The organism is Alphaproteobacteria bacterium (assembly GCA_015231795.1).
GTDB lineage: Bacteria > Pseudomonadota > Alphaproteobacteria > Rhodospirillales > WMHbin7 > WMHbin7.
In genome coordinates, this window is sequence record JADGAX010000001.1 from 740,060 (window position 1) to 759,544 (window position 19,485).

Here is a 19,485-nt window from a genome sequence, read left to right on the forward strand (position 1 = left end):
CTAGCCCTTCGCCTCGCTGCCCTTGTCCGGCTGGACCATGCCTTCCCAGGGGCTTAACGCATCGAAATTGCGGAATTCCTGCACCAGCTTCACCGGCTCGTAGACGATGCGCTTGGTCTGATCGTCGTAGCGCACTTCGTAATAGCCGGTCAGCGGGAAATCCTTGCGCAGCGGATAGCCTTCGAAATTATAGTCGGTCAGGATGCGCCGAAGATCGGGATGACCGTCGAAGGGAATGCCGTACATGTCGTAGACTTCGCGCTCGAACCAGCCCGCCGTGGAAAAGACGCCGGTCACGGTGGGAACGGCGTCGCCCTCGTCCACCGCCAGCTTCACGCGCACACGCTGGTTGTGCTTCATCGACAGCAGATTGTAGACCACCTCGAAACGATGTTCGCGGTCCGGAAAATCGACGCCGCAGATGTCCATCAGCTGCTTGAACATGCAGTTCGAATCGTCGCGCAAATAGGTCAGCACGTCGACGACGGCCTGCATGCGCGCCGTCACCACCAATTCGCCGCCGGCCAGATGCACGCCCATCACATCGTCTGGAAGCGCCGCCATAATGGTTTGACCCAACTCGTCGATCGGAAGCGTCATCTTGTTTTCCGCCTAGCGCAGGAAGGTTCCGGTGCGCCTGATCCGCTTCTGCAATTGCAGAATGCCGTAGATCAGCGCCTCGGCGGTGGGAGGGCAGCCGGGAACGTACACGTCCACCGGAACGATGCGGTCGCAGCCCCTGACGACGGAATAGGAATAATGGTAGTAACCGCCGCCATTGGCGCAGGAACCCATGCTGAGAACGTAGCGGGGTTCTGCCATCTGGTCATAGACCTTGCGAAGGGCGGGCGCCATCTTGTTGGTCAGCGTGCCCGCCACGATCATCAGATCGCTTTGACGCGGGCTGGGGCGGAAGACCACGCCGAAACGGTCGAGGTCGTAGCGCGAGCAACCGGCGTGAATCATTTCCACGGCGCAGCAGGCCAAACCGAAGGTCATCGGCCACATGCTGCCGGTTCTGGCCCAGTTGACGGCGGCGTCCAGGGTGGTGAGCAGGAATCCCTTGTCGGCCACTTCACCGGCGACGGCGGCGGCCAAGGCGTCGGGCGGCGTCTCTTTGGTCAATGTCACTCCCATTCCAAAGCGCCCTTCTTCCATTCATAGATGAAGCCGACCGTCAGCACGGCCAGGAAGATCATCATCGACCAGAAGCCGAACAGGCCGACGCTGCCCAGCGAAACCGCCCAGGGGAACAGAAAGGCCACTTCAAGATCGAAGATGATGAACAAGATGGAGACCAGATAGAAGCGCACGTCGAACCGGCTGCGCGCGTCAGAAAAAGGTTCGAAGCCGCATTCGTAGGGCGAGGCCTTCTCGGTGTCGGGCTTTTGGCGGGCGACGACCCAGGATGCGCCGACGGCAATGATGGAGATGGCGATGGCAATGGCCAGGAAAACAAGGATCGGGAGATATCCCTGGAGCAGATTGTCCATTGCACCCACCTCGAAGCCTTTCCATTTTGGCGCACGCCCTTGCGGCGCGCCCGTCGCCCTGACCCGTTAACCCAGGCCTAGGGCTTGTCTCCCTGCCCCGGAGGTCTAGCAGAGCGGACCCCTGGCGTCAAACCGTTTTCAAGCCTGTAACGACAGGAGACGGCTGGGAAACATCGTGCTTCCGCCGTTAAATATCAACAAGTTGTGATGGAGGGTAAATGGCGGGAGTGACGGGGCTCGAACCCGCGACCTCCGGCGTGACAGGCCGGCGCTCTAACCAACTGAGCTACACCCCCGTAAAACGGAGGATGGCTGTGTATAGCCTTGCGTCTTCCATGTCAAGGAAGAGAAAGGGGGGACGCCATATTTAGGCGGGGTGGGTGCCGCCCTCGTCCTCATAGGCGTCCAGCACGTCGTAGGGCAATACCTTTTGCGGAAAATTGATCTGGGCCTTCAGCCAGTCCACGGCGACCAGCACGGCGCCTTCCTTGTCGCGCGCCTGCACATGCGAGGCCCAGGTCAGATGCCCGCCAGCCACGGAGAAGGCGAGTTTGACATACCAAGTCTTCAGCGAACCGGACATGAGCGTCCCCAAGTTGACAATCAGTTGCGGGGAGAATAACCCCGGACGGCGGCAGAATCCACCCGTTCGGATAGGGCGGCGGATAATTTGGTCAAAGCGCGTTCCCAGCCCTGGGCGTCGGCCCGGAACAACCGCAGACTGGGATACCAGGAACAGGCGTCGTCAAGCCCCCAGACCCAGTGCGCCCTGGCGGGCAGCAACACAAAGGCGGGGCGCCCCAACGCCCCCGCCAGATGGGCGATGGCGGTATCGACGCAGATCAGCAGACCGATTTGCGCCAAGAGAGCGGCGGTGTCCTCAAAATCGGTCATCCCAGCCGACAAGTCGGCAAGCGGCTCTGGGCCGGGCCAATCCGCCGCCTCACCGCCGGACGCGCCCAATTGCAGGCTGTAAAAAGAGGCATCGGCCGTGTTTGCGACGAACGGAGCCAATTGCGACAGCGACAAGGCCCTCGCCTTCTGGTGCCGGTCATCCACCCGCCCGCTCCACACCAGCCCAATCTTAAAGCCTGAACCCGGCAACGCCTTGGCCGAAGAAGCCGCCAGATAGGGAGGACGGGGCCTTTCTTGCCCAAATATCCGCATCCGATAGGCCAAGCTCATCAGCATGACGAAACGGTCGAAGGAGGGCAGCGGCTCTCCCGTGGTCACCACCAGGGCCACGCCGGGGACCAAGGACAGCAAGCGCTTCAATTCGGGCGGCACGACCAGAACCAATCGGCGGCAACGTTTGGCCGCCAGGGGCAGAAAGCGGGCGAACTGGATCATGTCGCCGAACCCCTGCTCGGCCAGCACCAGCAGCGTGCCGTCAAAGGCCTCGCCATCCCAACTTAGTTCAGCCGGTGGATGCCAAGCGGGACGGTTGAAACTGTCCCAGCGCCGTTCGTAAAGAGCCAGGCCGCGCTCCTCGTCGCCTTGCAGCAACAGAAGATGGGCCAGATTGTAGGCGGCCACGCCCTGGGCCGGATCGAGCGCCAAGGCCCGCTCAAGCGCCTGACGGGCCGCTGCGAAGTCGCCGCTTTCGAAGCGGCAGACCCCCAAGGCCGAATGCAGACCGGCATTGTCGGGATGATGATGGGTCAAGTCATCCAGCAGGCGGACAGCCTCGGAAATTCGCCCCTGCCGCCACAGGGCATGCGCCGCATCGAAACGATCCTGATCGGATGAACCAGCCGCCATATGTCCCTGGCTTCGACGCATTGGTGGGCGATGAGGGATTCGAACCCCCGGCCCCCTCGGTGTAAACGAGATGCTCTACCGCTGAGCTAATCGCCCTATATGTCCTGACGCGCCACTGTACCCAACTTTTCGAAAATGACAATGCCGGCCGCCCAGGAGCAGCCGGCATCGTTGAAACGAACAAAAAATCACTTGCTGTTGACGGCGTCCTTCAGACCCTTGCCGGCCTTGAACTTCGGCTGCTTGGAAGCTGGGATGCTGATGGTCTCGCCGGTGCGCGGATTGCGGCCTTCCGACTTCGCGCGCTTGGAGACATTGAAGGTGCCGAAACCCACCAGACGCACTTCCTGGCCCTTCTTGAGCGAATCGGTAATGGAATCGAATACGGCGTCCACGGCCTTGGCGGCGTCGGTCTTGGACAGGCTGGTCTTGGTGGCGACAGACGCCACGAGGTCGTTCTTATTCACTTAAGGCCCCCTTTGTTGATGTCACGAACCAGTCCCGGGAGCGAGACGGGCATTTTGAGGGGCGAAGTCTAGACATCAGTTTTTTTCGCCGTCAATGAATCGAATCGTTTTTTCCCCAGTTTTCTGCGCTTTTCACGGCAATTATGGAAAATTTGTTCGGTTTTCCGCATAAAAACGCCCATGATCGACATGGAACGACCCAAAAACAAAACACGGATGCGCTTGGCGGCGTCATCCGTGTCTTGAAAGGTCAGGATCGAATAAGCGGTCAGTGCGTAATGACCGCCTGGGATTCCGCTTCTCCGCCCTTCTTCTTTTCGGCGGCCTTGGCTTCTTCCAACGCCTCGTCCCATTCGATCGGCGCCAGTTCGCGCACCAAGGCGTGCTTCAGAACTTCGTCAACCGTGGTCATGGCCAGGATGGTCATTCCCTTCTTCACATTGTCGGGAATCTCGGCCAAGTCCTTTTCATTGTCCTTGGGAATCAGCACCGTCTTGATGCCCGCCCGCAGGGCCGCCAACAGTTTTTCCTTCAAGCCGCCGATGGGCAACACACGACCGCGCAAGGTGATCTCGCCGGTCATCGCCACATCCTTGCGCACCGGCACGCCGGTTAACGCTGAAACGATGGCGGTGCACATGGCCACGCCCGCCGAAGGTCCGTCCTTGGGTGTCGCGCCCTCGGGCACATGCACATGGATGTCGCGCTTGTCGAAATAAGGCGGCTTGATGCCCAGCGAGACCAGTCGTGAACGCACGTAAGAGCGCGCCGCCTGCACCGATTCCTGCATCACGTCGCCCAGCTTGCCGGTATGCGACACCGCACCCTTGCCGGGCATGACGACGGCTTCGATGTTCAAAATCTCGCCGCCCACTTCCGTCCAGGCCAAGCCGGTCACCACGCCGACCAGATCGTGATCTTCCAACTCGCCATAGCGGAATTTGCGCACGCCCGCGTACTTCTCAAGGTTCTTGGGCGAAACGCGAACCTGCTTCAAATTCTTGACCAGGATGTCGCGGGTCGCCTTGCGGGTGAGATTCGCCAATTCGCGTTCAAGGTTGCGCACGCCGGCTTCCCGCGTGTAATAGCGGATGACGTCGCGCAGGCCTTCCTCGGTGATGCTCCATTCGCCCTTTTTCAGCCCCGCCGCCTTGATCTGCTTGGGGATCAAGTGACGATGCGCGATCTCGACCTTCTCATCCTCGGTATAGCCGTGGATGCGGATGATCTCCATGCGGTCAAGCAAGGGCTGCGGCATATGCAGCGTGTTGGCGGTGGTGACGAACATCACCTCCGACAGGTCGTAATCGACCTCGAGATAATGGTCGTTGAAGGTGTTGTTCTGCTCGGGGTCCAGCACCTCAAGCAGCGCCGACGACGGATCGCCCCGCCAGTCCTGGCCCAGCTTGTCGACCTCGTCCAGCAGGAACAGCGGGTTCGAGGTCTTGGCCTTCTTCATGCCCTGGATCACCTTGCCCGGCATCGAGCCGATATAGGTGCGCCGATGGCCGCGGATTTCCGATTCATCGCGCACGCCGCCCAGGCTCATGCGCACGAAATTGCGCCCCGTCGCCTTGGCCAGCGATTTGCCCAGCGAGGTCTTGCCGACGCCCGGCGGGCCGACCAAGCACAAGATGGGTCCCTTGACCGAATTGGTCCTGGCCTGCACGGCCAGATATTCCAAGATGCGCTCCTTGACCTTGTCCAGCCCGTAATGTTCGGCATCGAGAATCTTGGAAGCGGCCTTGATGTCGTGCTTGATCTTGGTGCGCTTCTTCCAGGGGATCGACAGCATCCAGTCCAGATAGTTGCGCACCACCGTGGCTTCTGCCGACATCGGACTCATGCTTTTCAGCTTCTTCAGTTCGCCCAGGGCCTTTTCCAGGGCCTCCTTGGACAGCTTGGTCTTCTTGATGCGTTCCTCGATCTCGCCAGCTTCGTCCTTGGCTTCCTCGCCCTCGCCCAGCTCCTTCTGAATCGCCTTCAACTGCTCGTTCAGGTAATATTCGCGCTGGGTCTTCTCCATCTGGCGCTTGACCCGGTTGCGGATCTTGCGCTCGACCTGCAGCATGCCGATCTCGGCTTCCATATAGCCGAAGACGCGCTCCAGCCTTTCCGGCACCGACACGGTTTCCAAAAGCTCCTGCTTCTCGGAAATCTTCAGCGCCAGATGCGAGGCCACGGTATCGGCCATCTTGCTGGTGTCTTCGATCTGGTTCAGCGAAACCAGCACCTCGGGCGGAATCTTCTTGTTCAGCTTGATGTATTGCTCGAACTGCCCGACCACCGAACGGCCCAGCGCCTCAAGCTCTTGCGGCTCGCCGGGCTTTTCGTCCAGCACCTGGGCATAAGCCTCGAAGAAGCTGTCATTGTCGGAAAAGCCCTGGATCTTGGCGCGCTTGCCGCCCTCGACCAGAACCTTCACGGTTCCGTCGGGCAGGCGCAGAAGCTGCAGCACGGTGGAGACCGTGCCCACCTGATAAATGTCGTCGGATGACGGATCGTCCTGCGCCGCGTTCTTCTGGGCGACCAGCAGAATCTGCTTGTCGTCCTTCATCACGTCTTCAAGGGCGCGCACCGATTTTTCGCGGCCCACGAAGAGCGGCACGATCATGTGCGGGAAGACCACGATGTCCCGGAGCGGCAAAACCGGAAATAGATCACCGCGCGGCAATTCAGACATAAAACCTCTTCTCATCTATTGGGCGGCCAGGAATTCCCCCGCCGCCGACACCTTATAAGGTGGATCAGGAATTTCAGATGTTCAATAGGGGTTTAAGGGAAATGGCGAAAAATGCGCTTCTTGAAGATAGGACCGCGAACGGGAGATTCCCGGAGCTTATAAAAACTCCGTGGAATCTCAGGAATCTTCAGGCGAGTCTAGAAAACGCTAGGCCGATTCGCCACCGCGCTTCTCGGCATAGGAAAGCAAGGGGCTGGTGCGTCCCTCGGCCACTTCGCCGGAAATCACCACCTCGTCAACCTCGGTCATCGAGGGCAGATCGAACATGGTGTCGAGCAGAATGCTTTCCATGATCGACCGCAGGCCGCGGGCGCCGGTCTTGCGCTGGATGGCCTTGGCGGAGATGGTTTTGTAGGCGTCTTCCGTGAAGGTCAGACGCACGTTTTCCATCTCGAACAGGCGCTGATACTGCTTGACCAGCGCGTTCTTGGGCTTGGTCAGAATGTCGATCAGCGCCGATTCGTCCAGATCGTCGAGGGTGGCGACCACCGGCAGACGACCCACGAATTCGGGAATCAGTCCGAATTTCAGCAAATCTTCCGGCTCGAGCAGACGCAAAACTTCGCCGGTACGCCGTTCGTCGGCGGCCCGCACGTCGGCGCCGAAACCGATCGAAGTGCCCTTGGTGCGCATGCTGATGATCTTGTCCAAACCAGCAAAAGCGCCGCCGCAGATGAACAAGATGTTTGTGGTGTCGACCTGCAAGAATTCTTGCTGGGGATGCTTGCGCCCGCCCTGGGGTGGCACCGAAGCCACCGTGCCTTCCATGATCTTCAAAAGGGCCTGCTGCACGCCCTCGCCCGAAACGTCGCGGGTGATCGAGGGGTTGTCGGACTTGCGGCTGATCTTGTCGACCTCGTCGATATAGACGATGCCGCGCTGCGCCCGCTCGACATTGTAGTCGGCGGCCTGCAACAGCTTCAGGATGATGTTCTCGACATCCTCGCCCACGTAACCGGCCTCGGTCAGCGTGGTGGCGTCGGCCATGGTGAAGGGCACGTCCAGGATGCGGGCCAGCGTCTGGGCCAGCAGCGTCTTGCCGCAGCCGGTGGGGCCGATCAGCATGATGTTCGACTTGGCCAGTTCGACGTCGTTGGTCTTGCCCTGATGGGCCAAGCGCTTGTAGTGGTTATGGACGGCCACCGACAGCACCTTCTTGGCGTGACCCTGGCCGATAACGTAATCATCCAGCACGGTCAGGATATCGCGCGGGCTGGGGATGCCGTCCCTGGTGCGCACCAGATGCGTCTTGTGCTCCTCGCGGATGATGTCCATGCACAACTCGACGCATTCGTCGCAGATGAACACCGTGGGACCGGCGATCAGCTTGCGCACCTCGTGCTGGCTTTTGCCGCAGAAGGAGCAATAGAGCGTGTTCTTCGAGTCGCCACCGACAGGCTTATTCATAGAAACATCCTTTTTATCCGCATGGGGGGCGCGCCAGCGATGACGGGCACCCGCGAATCAACATATTAACGCCAAGCCCACGCCCCCCACAACCGGCAAAATGGGGGCTGGAACGAAGGCGAACGAAGGAAGAATGCGAAAATTGGGCGTCCGCGACGCCATCAGGGTGATTCAGATGCGGAATTACCCGAAATTATGGTCGGAGTGAGAGGATTCGAACCTCCGGCCCCTAGCTCCCGAAGCTAGTGCTCTACCAGGCTGAGCTACACTCCGCCGACGCGAAGGCGCGTATATATCCTTAAGGAAGCCTCATGGCAAGGGGGGCATTATTGCGTCATGCCCAGACTTGTTCCGGGCATCCACGCCCAGTGGGCCGTCAGAACATGGATGGCCGGGTCAAGCCCGGCCATGACATTGAAGAACCGGCGTCTGAGGGCAAACAATGGGAGCGCAGCGACCTAGGCCCAACGGGCCGCGCGCCTAATGGCGCGAGAGCCAAGGGTTGCGGAGCAACCCGCCCGGCGCTTGAGGGCAAACAATGGGAGCGCAGCGACCTAGGCCCAACGGGCCGCGCGCCTAATGGCGCGAGAGCCAAGGGTTGCGGAGCAACCCGCCCGGCGCCTGAGGGCAGAACTAATAAGCCCGTTCGATGCAGAAATCGACGATGTCCAGCAGGGCTTGCTTTTCCGGGCCTTGCTTGAAGATGCCCAGGGCGTCGCGGGCCATGGCGCCGTAATGACGCGCCCGGTCCACGGTATCGGACAGGCAGGCATGGCGGGTCATCAGCCCGATGGCGCGTTCCAAATCGCCCTCGGCCTGATCGAGGTCTTCCAATGTGCGCCGCCAGAAGGCGCGCTCTTCCTCGTCGCCGCGCAAATAGGCCAGAATGACCGGCAGCGTGATCTTGCCTTCGCGGAAATCGTCGCCCACCGCCTTGCCCAGCACGGCCTGCTTGGCCGAATAATCCAGCACATCGTCGATCAGCTGGAAGGCGATGCCCAGATTGAGGCCATAGCTTTCCAACGCCAGTTCCTCGGTCATCGGACGGTCGGCCACCACGCCGCCCACCCGGCAGGCGGCGGCGAACAGGGCGGCCGTCTTGGCGCGGATCACTTCCAGATAAGAAGCCTCGCTGGTGCCGGTATCGTTGGCGGTGATCAATTGCAGCACCTCGCCCTCGGCGATCACCGAACTGGCGCGCGACAGAATGGCCAGCACGGAAAGCGAGCCGTCCTCGACCATCAGCTCGAACGAGCGCGAGAACAAGAAGTCGCCGACCAGCACGCTGGCCTTGTTGCCCCACACGGCGTTGGCGCTTTCCTGGCCGCGACGCAGATCGCTTTCGTCGACCACGTCGTCATGCAACAGTGTGGCGGTATGGATGAATTCGACGCAGGCCGCCAGCCTGACGCTGCGGTCGCCCGCGCGATAGCCGCACATCTTGGCCGAAGCCAAGGTCAGCATGGGTCGCAAACGCTTGCCGCCCGCGGCAATGATATGGCTGGCCAATTGGGGGATCAGGGCGACCGGACTATGCATGCGCTCGACGATGGTGCGGTTGACCCGCTCGAGGTCATCCTTCACCAGTCCCAATAGCACATTGAAGCTGTCAGCGCGCTTTTCGCGCTCACCTTCCAGACTGACGACGACAGCCACGCGCACCCATCCTCTCAAAACACATCGGCCCGGTTGACGCGGACCCTGGATGGCTTGAGCATAGGGGGGTCACAAAGCCCAGGTCAAGCATGAGCACTCTTTCATGTAGCGAGAAATTCACCGAAGACGCGCTTCTCGGCGGGCGCGTGAAGTTGCTGCAACCGCGAAATGGCTATCGGGCGGCCATCGATCCGGTGCTGCTGGCCGCCGCCATCCCTGCAAAAGCAGGACAATCCGCAATCGAACTGGGCCTGGGATCGGGAGCGGCGGCGCTGTGCCTGTTGATCCGGGTTGCGGGGATGAAACAGATCACCGGCCTTGAATTTGACTTTGGTCAAGCCGAATTGGCGCGCCGCAACGCTTGCCTGAACGGCATGCAGGACCTGTTGCGCGTCGTCGAGGGCGATGCCGCCCATCCGCCAAGCGATATCCCGCGCAATCATTTCGACCACGCCTTCATGAATCCTCCCTTTCTGGAAGGCGGGCGACATGATGCGCCGCCCGACCCGGGCAAGGCGCTGGCCCATATCGACACCAAGGACTTGCTTGCCGCTTGGATCAGCGTGGCCGGAAAATTGCTGAAACCCAAAGGCACGCTGACTTTGATTCATCGCGCCGACCGATTGGATCAGATACTTGGGGCGCTGGCGCCGGGCTTTGGCAGCCCCGTCATCCTGCCCCTTTGGCCGCGCGCCAACGAAAGCGCCAAACGCGTCATCGTGCAGGCGGTCAAGACGGGCCGGGCGGCTTGTAAGTTGCTTCCCGGACTGGTACTGCATGACGCCAACGGCTACACGGTGGAGGCAATGAGCGTCCTGCGTGACGCCGCCCCCCTCGATCTTAGCCGATAAGCATGGACAACAAGAGCCATCTCTTTGAAATCGTTCTTCTTCTAAGCGCGGCCGTGGCTGCGGTCCCCTTGTTTCGCCGTCTGAAGCTGGGGGCCATCCTGGGTTATCTGGCCGCCGGAACCCTGATCGGCCCCTGGGGCGTCGGCCTGATCAAAGAAACCGAGGACATGCGCCAACTTTCCGAGTTCGGCGTCGTTTTCCTGCTGTTCCTGATCGGACTTGATCTCAAACCGTCGCGCCTCAAGGTCATGCACCGCCAGATTTTCGGCTTGGGAACCGCGCAATTGCTGGTGACCGGCCTGGTCCTGACGGTGGCGGCCAATATGCTGGGGCTGGCTGGCGGCGCTTCACTGGTGGTGGGTTTCGCCCTGGCCCTGTCTTCCACCGCCTTCGGCCTGCAAATGCTGACCGAGCGCAACGAACTGTCGTCGCGCCACGGTCGGGCCAGTTTCGCCGTGCTGCTGTTGCAAGACATCGCCGTCGTCCCCCTGCTGCTTTTGGTGACCTTGCTGGCGGGCGACGCCAGCTTCTCCTGGACCGCCATCGGCAAGGCGGCGGCCACCGCAGCGATCGCCCTGGGCGGCATGATCTTGCTTGGCCGCACGCTGCTAAGACCCCTGATGCGTCTGGTGGCGGGCGCCAAGAATCCGGAAATCTTCACCGCCCTGGCCGTGCTGCTGATTTTGGGTTCTGCCGCCTTGTTCGAACATCTGGGCATGTCGATGGCGTTGGGCGCCTTTTTGGCGGGACTGATGCTGGCCGATTCAGAATTCCGCCATCAAGTCGAAGCCGATATCCAACCCTTCCGTGGCTTCCTGCTGGGCCTGTTTTTCATGTCGGTCGGCATGACGACCGATTTCGGCCTGCTGGCCAAGGACGGGCTTAAGATCGCCGCACTGGTCCTGGGCCTGCTGACCATCAAGGGCGCCATCCTCTATGGGCTTTCCCTGATATTCGGCCATACAAAGTCGGATTCCTTGCGCATTTCCGTTCTGCTATGTCAAAGCGGCGAATTCGCCTTCGTCCTTTTCGGACTGGCCCAAAGGGAAGGCATTCTGGCAGGCGACACCGGCCGCATGCTGGTTCTGGCCGTCTCGCTGTCGATGGCGGCAACGCCTCTGGTCGATCTGCTGGGGGCGAAACTTCTGAAGCGCTTCAAGCGCGGCGAACCGGTCATCGACCTGCCCGAGATCGCCAAAGACATTTCGGCAAAGCCCCCCGTGCTGATCGCCGGATTCGGCCGCGTCGGCAAAACGGTCGCCCGCATGCTGGCCAGCAACGGCATTCCCTATATCGGCCTGGACAAAGACCCCGACCGCGTTCTGGAATGCCGCAACCAGGGATTCGAGGTCTTCTACGGCGACGCCAGCCACCCCACCGTTCTGAAAGCGGCGGGGGCCACCGAGACATGCCTGGCCGTGGTGACGCTGGATCAGACGGCGGCGGCCGAGCGCACCGTGCACGCGCTGCGCCACCATTTTCCCAAGGCCAACATCTTCGCGCGCGCCCGCGATCACCGTCAGGGCAACGCCCTGATGGCCGCCGGGGCTTCGGTTTGCGTGCCGGAAACATTGGAAGCCAGCTTGCAATTGGGCGGTGCTGCGCTGCGCGAATTGGGCGCTGGCGAGAACGATGTGGAAGGACTGATCTCCGAACTTCGTAAGGAGAATTACCTACGGGTTCATCAGGGGAGGTAATCGACCGCGTTTTTGGCAACCATGACGCGGAAACAAAAATACAGGGATTCCAACCGATGCACCATGTGCCCGCCACCTTGTTTGGCCTTGACCCGTTATGGCTGTCCAGCCTGATCCTGATCGTCACCTACGCCGTCATCATTTCCGAGAAGATCAACCGCGCCATCGCGGCACTGGCGGGGGCCGGCGTCATGATTCTCGCCGGAGCGCTCAATCAGGAAATGGCGGTCAGGGGCATCGACTTCAACACCATAGCGCTTCTGACCGGCATGATGATCATCGTGGCCATCACCAGAAAATGCGGCGTCTTCCAGTATGTCGCCGTCGTCTCGGCCAAACTCGTCAAGGCCAATCCGGCGGGCGTTCTGCTGATGCTGCAAGTCATCACAGCTGTCTTTTCCGCCCTGCTGGACAATGTGACGACGGTGCTGTTGATCGTGCCGGTCACGCTGGTGATCTGCGAAGAATTGAAGATCAAGCCCTATCCGGTGCTGGTGGCGGAAATCTTCGCCTCGAACGTCGGCGGCACGGCGACCTTGATCGGCGACCCGCCCAATATCCTGATCGGCTCGGCGACCGGCATGTCCTTCAACGAGTTTGTCTTCAATCTGGCCCCCATCGCCATCGTTCTGCAGGTCATGTATCTGGGCATCTTCCACTTCATATGGGGCCGCAAGATGCGCGCCTCGGACGAGAATCGCGCCCGCGTCATGGCGATGGACGAAAGACTGGCGATTACCGACGCGCGGCTGTTGAAGCAATCGATGGGCGTTCTGGCCCTTGTCATTCTGGGCTTCGTGATGGCGCATCCTTTGCACCTGGAACCCGGCACCATCGCCATGACCGGAGCGGCCATCTTGATGCTGCTCAACAATTTCGGCAAAAAGGCCGAAGACCAGTCGGAACATGTCCATCACACATTCGGCGAAGTGGAATGGGTGACCATCTTCTTCTTCGTCGGCCTGTTCATCGTGGTGGCGGGCGTTGAGCATGCCGGGCTTTTGAACCTGCTGGCCGAAAAGATGCTGGCCCTGACCGGCGGCGACATGAAAGCGACCGCCCTGGCCATTCTGTGGTCGTCGGCCATTCTGTCGGCCATCGTCGACAACATTCCCTTCGTCGCCACCATGATTCCGCTGATTGAAAGCATGGCGCCTGCCTTTGGCGGCCCAGAAGCGCTGAAACCCCTTTGGTGGTCGCTGTCGCTGGGGGCCTGCCTGGGCGGCAACGGCACCTTGATCGGCGCTTCGGCCAATCTGACCGTGGCGGGACTGGCCGAGCGCGGCGGCGTTACCTTCCGCTTTCTGCCCTTCATGAAACTGGCTTTCCCTTTAATGCTGATTAGCATCGCCATTTCAAACATCTATGTGATGTGGCGTTACCTGTAACTGCAGGAACAGAGCACTTGCCAAGCGAACAGCCTGACGTCATCATGATAAATACCTAGGGGAATACCATGAGCTGCAAAGACATCATGAACAGTGCGCCGCCGGTCCTTCAAAAGGGGACCACCGTGGCTGATGCCCTGGCGCTGCTGTGCCAGGAAAAGCGCATGAATCTGCCCGTGACCGACGCCAAGGGGCGTTATCTCGGCCTGTTCGGGGCGCATCAGATTTTGATGCTGGCCTTGCCCAAGGGCGCCAGGGCCGACGACGAGCAGCGCCTCGCCTTCATTGCCGACACAGTTGGCGACGTTGTCAGCCGGTTGAAGTCGGTGGCGGCACATCCGGTCGAACGCTATATGGACAGCGAATCGGAAACGCTGACTCCCGATACCCCCTTGGTTGAAACCTTGCATATTTTATATCTGCGCCGCGAGGACCTGCCCGTGGTCGATCCCGCCAGCCAGCAATTGGTGGGCATCGTCACCATCCGCAGCTCGCTAGGCAAATTGATGGTGAGCGGATAATGCATCCAGAAGGCGGCGCTGTGACGACCATTCTGTTTGGCCTCGACCCCATGTGGGTGTCCGGCGTCATTCTGATCGCCACCTACGCCGCCATCATGAGCGAAAAGATCAACCGCGCCATCGTCTCATTGCTGGGCGCTGGCGTCATGATCCTGGTGGGCGTGCTCAATCAGGAAATGGCCGTGCGCGGGGTGGACTTCAACACCATCGCCCTTTTGACCGGCATGATGATCATTGTGTCCGTCACCAGAAAATCCGGCGTCTTTCAGTATGTCGCCATTTGGTCGGCCAAACAGGTCAAGGCCAATCCGGCGGGCATCATGCTGATGCTGCAAATCGTCACCGCCGTCTTTTCGGCCCTGCTCGACAACGTGACCACCGTGCTTTTGATCGTGCCGGTCACCATGGTCATTTGCGACGAATTGAAGATCAAACCCTATCCCATCCTGGTCGCCGAAATCTTCGCCTCCAATATCGGCGGCACCTCGACCCTGATCGGCGATCCGCCCAACATCATCATCGGCTCGGCCACCGGCCTGACCTTCAACGACTTCCTGTTCAACTTGGCCCCCGTGGCCATTGTGGTGCAGATCGTCACCGCCGCCATTTTCCATGTCATGTGGGGCAGAAAACTGCACGCCACGGCGGAAAACCGCGAGCGGGTGATGAAGTTCAACGAGCTTGAAGCCATCACCGACTGGCGGCTCTTGAAACAGTCTTTGTCCGTGGTTTTTCTGGTCATTCTGGGCTTCGTGCTGGCTCGCCAGCTGCATCTTGAACCCGGCACCATCGCCATGACCGGCGCCGCCGTGCTGATGCTGCTGGCCAATTTCGGGCGCGACGCCGAAACCCAAAGCCATGAAGTGCATCACACCTTCACCGAAGTCGAATGGATCACCATTTTCTTCTTCGTCGGCCTTTTCATGGTGGTCAGCGGCGTCGAACATGCGGGCGTTTTGAAGATGCTGGCCGAGCACTTGATCGCCGCCACCGGCGGCGACTTGGCCGTGACCGCCATCGCCATCCTTTGGTCGTCGGCCATCCTGTCGGCGGTCATCGACAACATTCCCTTCGTCGCCACCATGATCCCGCTGATCAAGAACATGGCGCCCACCTTCGGCGGACCTGAAGGGCTGCTTCCTCTTTGGTGGTGCCTAAGCCTGGGCGCCTGCCTGGGCGGCAACGGCACCTTGATCGGCGCCTCGGCCAACCTGACCGTGGCCGGACTGGCCGAGCGCGGCGGCACGGCCTTCAAATTCATCCCTTATATGAAAATCGCCTTCCCCTTGATGCTGATCAGCATCGTGATCAGCACCTTTTACGTCTGGTGGCGCTATCTTTAGCTGGCTGCGCGAATAATCGCCTTGGGGCACCCCCCAAGGCGATTGTGTCGGCGATGCGAATCAGGACTTATGCTCGTCTTGCACTTGCTTCCTGGCGATGTGCAGGAACTCGCCCAGTTTCTCGCGGATGGTCTGGTGGTCGGCCTTGCCGTCCAGATCCTTGGCCAGCTTGCGCACCACGTCCTCGTCGCCCTTTTCCTCGAAATCGGCATGCACGACGTCCTTGGCGTAATCCATCGCCGCCTGGCCGATCAGCCCCAGCAATTCGGCGGCCCACAGGCCTGCCAGCTTGTTCCTGCGGGCTACCGCCTTGAATTCCAAGGCCTCGTCTTGCTGATGCTTTTGCTCGTGGGCTTTGCTTGTCTTGCGAATGTCAACCATGGTGGCGTCCTTGTTTGTGATTTGAAGCGCATTGTGATCCAGCCCGGTCAGGGCCGCAAGCGCCCTGCTTGCCCTGCCAGCGGGTTTCACGTATGATCCCAACACTTTGTCGTTACGGGGATGTCCATGTTCAAGCCCTTGCGTTTGCCCGCCATTGCTCTGGCCGCGTCCGTGGCCATGACCGCCCTTCCCGCCCATGCCGTGGCGCCGGGAATAGCACCCGCTGTGTTCATCGGCGTCTTCACCGCCGCCGGACCCGTACTGACCTTGGGCCAGGAAGCCCTGGCCAGCGTCGGCTTTTCCAATTCCGAGCAGCGCGCCAAGGCCGAGGAAGCCCTGAAAACCGCCGATTGGGAAAAAGCCAAGCGCGTTTCCCTCAAGCTGGAAGACGATCTCATCAGCCCGGCTTGGCTGCGCCTGAAGGCTGGACAGCCCTATATTCTGGTTCTGGAGAATACCGACGGCGATTCGGGCACCCTGCGCGCCGCCGATTTCTTCGCCAATGCCGCCTCCAACTCCTCCTCCACCCTGGGCATGGTGGGCGTAGGCGCCGAAGAAAAGCGCGAAATCCGCCTGCTGGTCCTGGAGAAGGGCGTCTATGACATGGATATGGGCCTGTTCTCCACCGCCTGGGGCATTCTGGGCAAGATCGAAGTTTACTGATTGACGCTTGATTCCCGAACCGGGGTCGCTATGCTGCCCCCGGGAGACCGGCGACGGACGAGTTCCTCGCCAACCCGGTCAGGTCCGGAAGGAAGCAGCCGTAACGAGTTCAGATTCGGGTCGGCGTCCGGTCTCCCACCCTTTAGGCTTCCTTTGAACTCGCCATGACAGAACCCGCCGCCTACCGCGTTCTGGCGCGCAAGTACCGCCCGACCACCTTCGCCGACTTGATCGGCCAGGAAGCGATGGTGCGCACGCTGAGAAACGCCATCGCCAGCGGCAGGCTTGCCCACGCCTTCGTGCTGACCGGCGTGCGCGGCGTCGGCAAAACCACCACGGCCCGCATCATCGCCCGCGCCCTCAACTGCGCCGAAGGCCCCACCGACAAGCCTTGCGGCATCTGCGCCCACTGCACCTCGATCGCCGAAGACCGGCATGTCGATGTGCTGGAAATGGACGCCGCCAGCCGCACGGGCGTCAACGACATCCGCGAGATCATCGAAGGGGTGCGCTACCGCCCCACCCAGGCCCGTTTCAAGATCTACATCATCGACGAAGTGCATATGCTGTCGACCGCCGCCTTCAACGCGTTGTTGAAAACGCTGGAAGAGCCGCCCGAGCATGTGAAATTCATCTTCGCCACCACCGAAATCCGCAAGGTGCCGATCACCGTTTTGTCGCGCTGCCAGCGCTTCGACCTGAAGCGCGTCGATTCCGACATGCTGGCCGCCCATTTCGCTAATATCGCCGAAAAGGAAGGCGCTGCCGCCGAGCCGGGCGCCTTGGCCCTGATCGCCAGAGCCGCCGACGGCTCGGTGCGTGACGGCTTGTCGCTGCTGGATCAGGCGATTTCGCATGGCGAAGGCAAGATCGACGAGGCCCTGGTGCGCGACATGCTGGGATTGGCCGACCGGGTGCGCACCTTCGATCTTTTCGAATCCGTGATGAAGGGCGAGATGGCTCAGGCCCTTGATCTGCTTGGCCAATCCTATGCCAGCGGGGCCGATCCCGCCGTGGTGCTGGAAGACATGCTGGAACTGGTGCATTGGCTGACCCGGGTCAAACTGGCCCCGCAGTTGGCCGAAGCGCCGGGCGTTGCGGAAGCGGAACGCGTGCGCGGAGGTGGGATGGCCTCCAGCCTGTCCATGGCCTCGCTGACCCGCGCTTGGCAAATGCTGCTGAAGGGGCTTTCGGAGGCCAGAAGCGCCCCCTCGCCCTTGCAGGCCGCCGAAATGGTGCTGATCCGCTTGGCCTTCGCCGCCGATCTGCCCAGCCCCGCCGACGCGGTGGAAGCGGTGCGGCGCAACCCGCCCGCCAATCCGGGCGGCCCCATGACGTCGCCCTCCCCGTCCGGTGGCGGAGCCAGGGCCGTGGCTGGCGGAGGAAGCGTCAGCTACGACAGCGCGCCCGCCCCAGCGCCCCGCGCCGCCATCGCCATGCCGCAGACCTTTGCCGAGGCGGTGGCCTTGTTCGCCGAACGCCTCGAGCCGGTGATCACCGCCCATTTGCAGGCCAGCGTGCATCTGGTTCATTTCGAGCCGGGGCGTATCGAGATCAATCCCATGGCGCATGCGCCCAAGGATTTGGCCAACCGGGCAGGCGCGCTGCTGACCGAATGGACCGGCAAACGCTGGGTGGTCAGCGTTTCGAACAAGCCGGGCCAGGAAACCCTGCGCGGCCAGGAACTGGCCGAAGTCGCCAAGAAAAAAGCTGATGCGGCAAGACACCCGCTGGTGCAGGCCGTGCTGGCCGCCTTTCCCGACGCCAGCATCGAAGCCGTGCGCGCCGCAGCGATTCCCGAAGCCGAAGCCGTGGTTTTCGACACCCTTCCCGACATGCCAACCCAGGACGAGGACCTATGAAGAATATCGGACAGTTGATGAAGCAGGCCCAGCAGATGCAAAGCAAGATGGCCGAGATGCAGGCCAAGCTGGCCGAAGCCGAAATGAGCGGCGCTTCCGGCGGCGGCATGGTCGCCATCACCGTCAACGGCAAGGGCGACATCAAAAAGATCTCCATCGACCCCAAGATTTTGAATGCCGACGACAAGGAAATGGTGGAAGACCTGATCGTCGCCGCCTACAACGACGCCAAGGCCAAGGTGGAAGCCTTCATGCAAGAAGAGATGGCGAAGATGACGGGCGGCTTGCAGTTGCCGCCTGGAATGAAATTGCCGTTTTAATGCGTCCATTCCATTCGTCATGCCCGGACTTGATCCGGGCATCCATGGATCGCCGGGTCAAGCCCGGCGATGACGACAAGGGAATATCACCTTGAACAGCCCGGAAATCGAACATCTCATCCATCTTCTGTCGCGCCTGCCGGGCCTGGGGCCGCGCTCGGCCAGACGCGCCGCGCTGACGCTGCTGAAAAAGCGCGACACGTTGCTGGAACCTTTGGCCAAGGCGATGAGCGATGCGGCGGCGGCCATTCGCACCTGCCCCGACTGCGGTAATCTGGATACGCAAACGCCCTGCGCCATCTGCGCGGACCAACGGCGCGACGCCAGCATCATCTGCGTGGTGGCCGATGTCGCCGATCTGTGGGCGCTGGATCGCTCGGGTTCTTATCGCGGGCTTTACCATGTGCTGGGCGGAACGCTGTCGGCGTTGGATGGCATCGGCCCCGACGATCTGAACCTAACCCGCCTGATCGAGCGCGTGGCGGACAAAAGCGTCAATGAAGTCATCCTGGCCCTGGGCGCCACCGTCGCCGGTCAGGCGACGGCGCATTATCTGGCCGAACGGCTGGAACGTCCCGATTTGCAGATTTCCGGCCTGGCCCATGGCGTGCCGGTGGGCGGCGAACTCGACTATCTGGACGATGGCACGCTAAGTGCGGCCATGACGGCCAGAAGACCGGTGTGATCTACTTTCCGTTGGTGGCCGACAGGACCACCGTATCGCCGGTGATGACGAAGGTGACTTCGCCGTCCTTGGCCTTGTAGGTCCAACGTTCGACCGGTCCCAGCTTGTCCACGCTTTGCGGACGCCCCAGAACGGACTCCAGCTTGGCGCGGGTTTCGACGCCTTCAGACTTCTTGACGATATCCGCCTTGGTCGGATCGCCGCAGGCGATTAGCAGCAGCGGCAAAGCCAGGATCAATCGGCGCAT

20 protein-coding genes, 3 tRNA genes and 1 other RNA gene are annotated in these 19,485 nt (G+C 61.1%); 10 read left to right on the plus strand and 14 right to left on the minus strand.

The genetic code is table 11. From position 1 onward, the window contains the following. The 12 genes from HQL44_03570 to HQL44_03625 form a co-directional block, all read right to left on the minus strand. Window positions 1-600 carry an NADH-quinone oxidoreductase subunit C gene (locus tag HQL44_03570; protein MBF0267654.1) on the minus strand — a complete coding sequence of 200 codons (600 nt, stop codon included), beginning with the start codon at window positions 598-600 and terminating at the stop codon, window positions 1-3. Between the two features lie 12 nt (window positions 601-612). Next, on the minus strand, window positions 613-1,158 hold the full coding sequence (locus HQL44_03575) for an NADH-quinone oxidoreductase subunit B (GenBank protein MBF0267655.1): 546 nt from the start codon (window positions 1,156-1,158) through the stop codon (window positions 613-615). Further along, the gene (locus HQL44_03580) at window positions 1,128-1,493 is read right to left on the minus strand and encodes an NADH-quinone oxidoreductase subunit A (GenBank protein ID MBF0267656.1); all 366 of its coding nucleotides are present in this window, start codon (window positions 1,491-1,493) and stop codon (window positions 1,128-1,130) included. The genes HQL44_03575 and HQL44_03580 overlap by 31 nt, the downstream gene beginning before the upstream one ends. A gap of 219 nt (window positions 1,494-1,712) precedes the next feature. Further along, window positions 1,713-1,789, minus strand: a tRNA-Asp gene (locus HQL44_03585). A gap of 71 nt (window positions 1,790-1,860) precedes the next feature. Then, window positions 1,861-2,076 carry a hypothetical protein gene (locus HQL44_03590; protein MBF0267657.1) on the minus strand — a complete coding sequence of 72 codons (216 nt, stop codon included), beginning with the start codon at window positions 2,074-2,076 and terminating at the stop codon, window positions 1,861-1,863. A 20-nt stretch (window positions 2,077-2,096) separates the two neighbouring features. Further along, window positions 2,097-3,275, minus strand: a complete 1,179-nt coding sequence (locus HQL44_03595) for a tetratricopeptide repeat protein (GenBank protein MBF0267658.1) — start codon at window positions 3,273-3,275, stop codon at window positions 2,097-2,099. Beyond that, window positions 3,276-3,350 (minus strand) — tRNA-Val (locus HQL44_03600). It abuts the gene before it with no gap. A gap of 92 nt (window positions 3,351-3,442) precedes the next feature. Further along, window positions 3,443-3,721, minus strand: a complete 279-nt coding sequence (locus tag HQL44_03605; protein ID MBF0267659.1) for an HU family DNA-binding protein — start codon at window positions 3,719-3,721, stop codon at window positions 3,443-3,445. Window positions 3,722-3,989: 268 nt separating this feature from the next. Continuing rightward, the gene (lon, locus tag HQL44_03610) at window positions 3,990-6,404 is read right to left on the minus strand and encodes an endopeptidase La (protein ID MBF0267660.1); all 2,415 of its coding nucleotides are present in this window, start codon (window positions 6,402-6,404) and stop codon (window positions 3,990-3,992) included. A gap of 207 nt (window positions 6,405-6,611) precedes the next feature. Beyond that, a complete protein-coding gene (gene clpX, locus HQL44_03615) occupies window positions 6,612-7,871 on the minus strand; it encodes an ATP-dependent Clp protease ATP-binding subunit ClpX (GenBank protein MBF0267661.1) in 1,260 nt (419 codons plus the stop codon). Window positions 7,872-8,067: 196 nt separating this feature from the next. Further along, window positions 8,068-8,144 (minus strand) — tRNA-Pro (locus tag HQL44_03620). A 360-nt stretch (window positions 8,145-8,504) separates the two neighbouring features. Next, complete coding sequence (locus tag HQL44_03625) at window positions 8,505-9,527, minus strand: polyprenyl synthetase family protein (protein ID MBF0267662.1); 1,023 nt, start codon at window positions 9,525-9,527, stop codon at window positions 8,505-8,507. A gap of 89 nt (window positions 9,528-9,616) precedes the next feature. On the opposite strand from HQL44_03625, the gene HQL44_03630 reads away from it, so the two are divergent. The 5 genes from HQL44_03630 (at window position 9,617) to HQL44_03650 (ending at window position 15,327) form a co-directional block, all read left to right on the plus strand. Next, window positions 9,617-10,378, plus strand: a complete 762-nt coding sequence (locus tag HQL44_03630; protein MBF0267663.1) for a methyltransferase — start codon at window positions 9,617-9,619, stop codon at window positions 10,376-10,378. A gap of 2 nt (window positions 10,379-10,380) precedes the next feature. Further along, a complete protein-coding gene (locus HQL44_03635) occupies window positions 10,381-12,075 on the plus strand; it encodes a cation:proton antiporter (protein ID MBF0267664.1) in 1,695 nt (564 codons plus the stop codon). Between the two features lie 56 nt (window positions 12,076-12,131). Next, window positions 12,132-13,463: an ArsB/NhaD family transporter gene (locus HQL44_03640; protein ID MBF0267665.1), complete on the plus strand. Its 1,332-nt coding sequence runs from the start codon at window positions 12,132-12,134 to the stop codon at window positions 13,461-13,463. A 68-nt stretch (window positions 13,464-13,531) separates the two neighbouring features. Then, a complete protein-coding gene (locus tag HQL44_03645; protein ID MBF0267666.1) occupies window positions 13,532-13,984 on the plus strand; it encodes a CBS domain-containing protein in 453 nt (150 codons plus the stop codon). Beyond that, complete coding sequence (locus HQL44_03650) at window positions 13,984-15,327, plus strand: ArsB/NhaD family transporter (GenBank protein ID MBF0267667.1); 1,344 nt, start codon at window positions 13,984-13,986, stop codon at window positions 15,325-15,327. Before HQL44_03645 ends, HQL44_03650 begins: the two co-directional genes overlap by 1 nt. Window positions 15,328-15,387: 60 nt before the next feature. Here the strand turns inward: HQL44_03650 and HQL44_03655 are convergent, their stop codons facing one another. After that, window positions 15,388-15,708, minus strand: a complete 321-nt coding sequence (locus HQL44_03655; protein ID MBF0267668.1) for a DUF1476 domain-containing protein — start codon at window positions 15,706-15,708, stop codon at window positions 15,388-15,390. Window positions 15,709-15,834: 126 nt separating this feature from the next. Here HQL44_03655 and HQL44_03660 point away from each other — a divergent pair, with 126 nt between their 5' ends. The 5 genes from HQL44_03660 to recR all read left to right on the plus strand — a co-directional run bounded on the left by HQL44_03660 (window position 15,835) and on the right by recR (window position 19,238). After that, window positions 15,835-16,371, plus strand: a complete 537-nt coding sequence (locus HQL44_03660; GenBank protein ID MBF0267669.1) for a hypothetical protein — start codon at window positions 15,835-15,837, stop codon at window positions 16,369-16,371. 41 nt (window positions 16,372-16,412) lie between these two features. After that, window positions 16,413-16,511, plus strand: an RNA gene (gene ffs, locus HQL44_03665) — signal recognition particle sRNA small type. Between the two features lie 24 nt (window positions 16,512-16,535). Further along, a complete protein-coding gene (locus HQL44_03670; protein ID MBF0267670.1) occupies window positions 16,536-18,233 on the plus strand; it encodes a DNA polymerase III subunit gamma/tau in 1,698 nt (565 codons plus the stop codon). Beyond that, entirely contained in the window at window positions 18,230-18,553 is a 324-nt protein-coding gene (locus HQL44_03675; protein ID MBF0267671.1) for a YbaB/EbfC family nucleoid-associated protein, read from the plus strand. Before HQL44_03670 ends, HQL44_03675 begins: the two co-directional genes overlap by 4 nt. A gap of 91 nt (window positions 18,554-18,644) precedes the next feature. Then, window positions 18,645-19,238, plus strand: a complete 594-nt coding sequence (gene recR / locus HQL44_03680; protein MBF0267672.1) for a recombination protein RecR — start codon at window positions 18,645-18,647, stop codon at window positions 19,236-19,238. 1 nt (window position 19,239) lies between these two features. Here recR and HQL44_03685 read toward each other — a convergent pair whose 3' ends face one another. Next, window positions 19,240-19,485 (minus strand): hypothetical protein, encoded by a 246-nt coding sequence (locus tag HQL44_03685; protein MBF0267673.1) that lies wholly within the window; start codon window positions 19,483-19,485, stop codon window positions 19,240-19,242.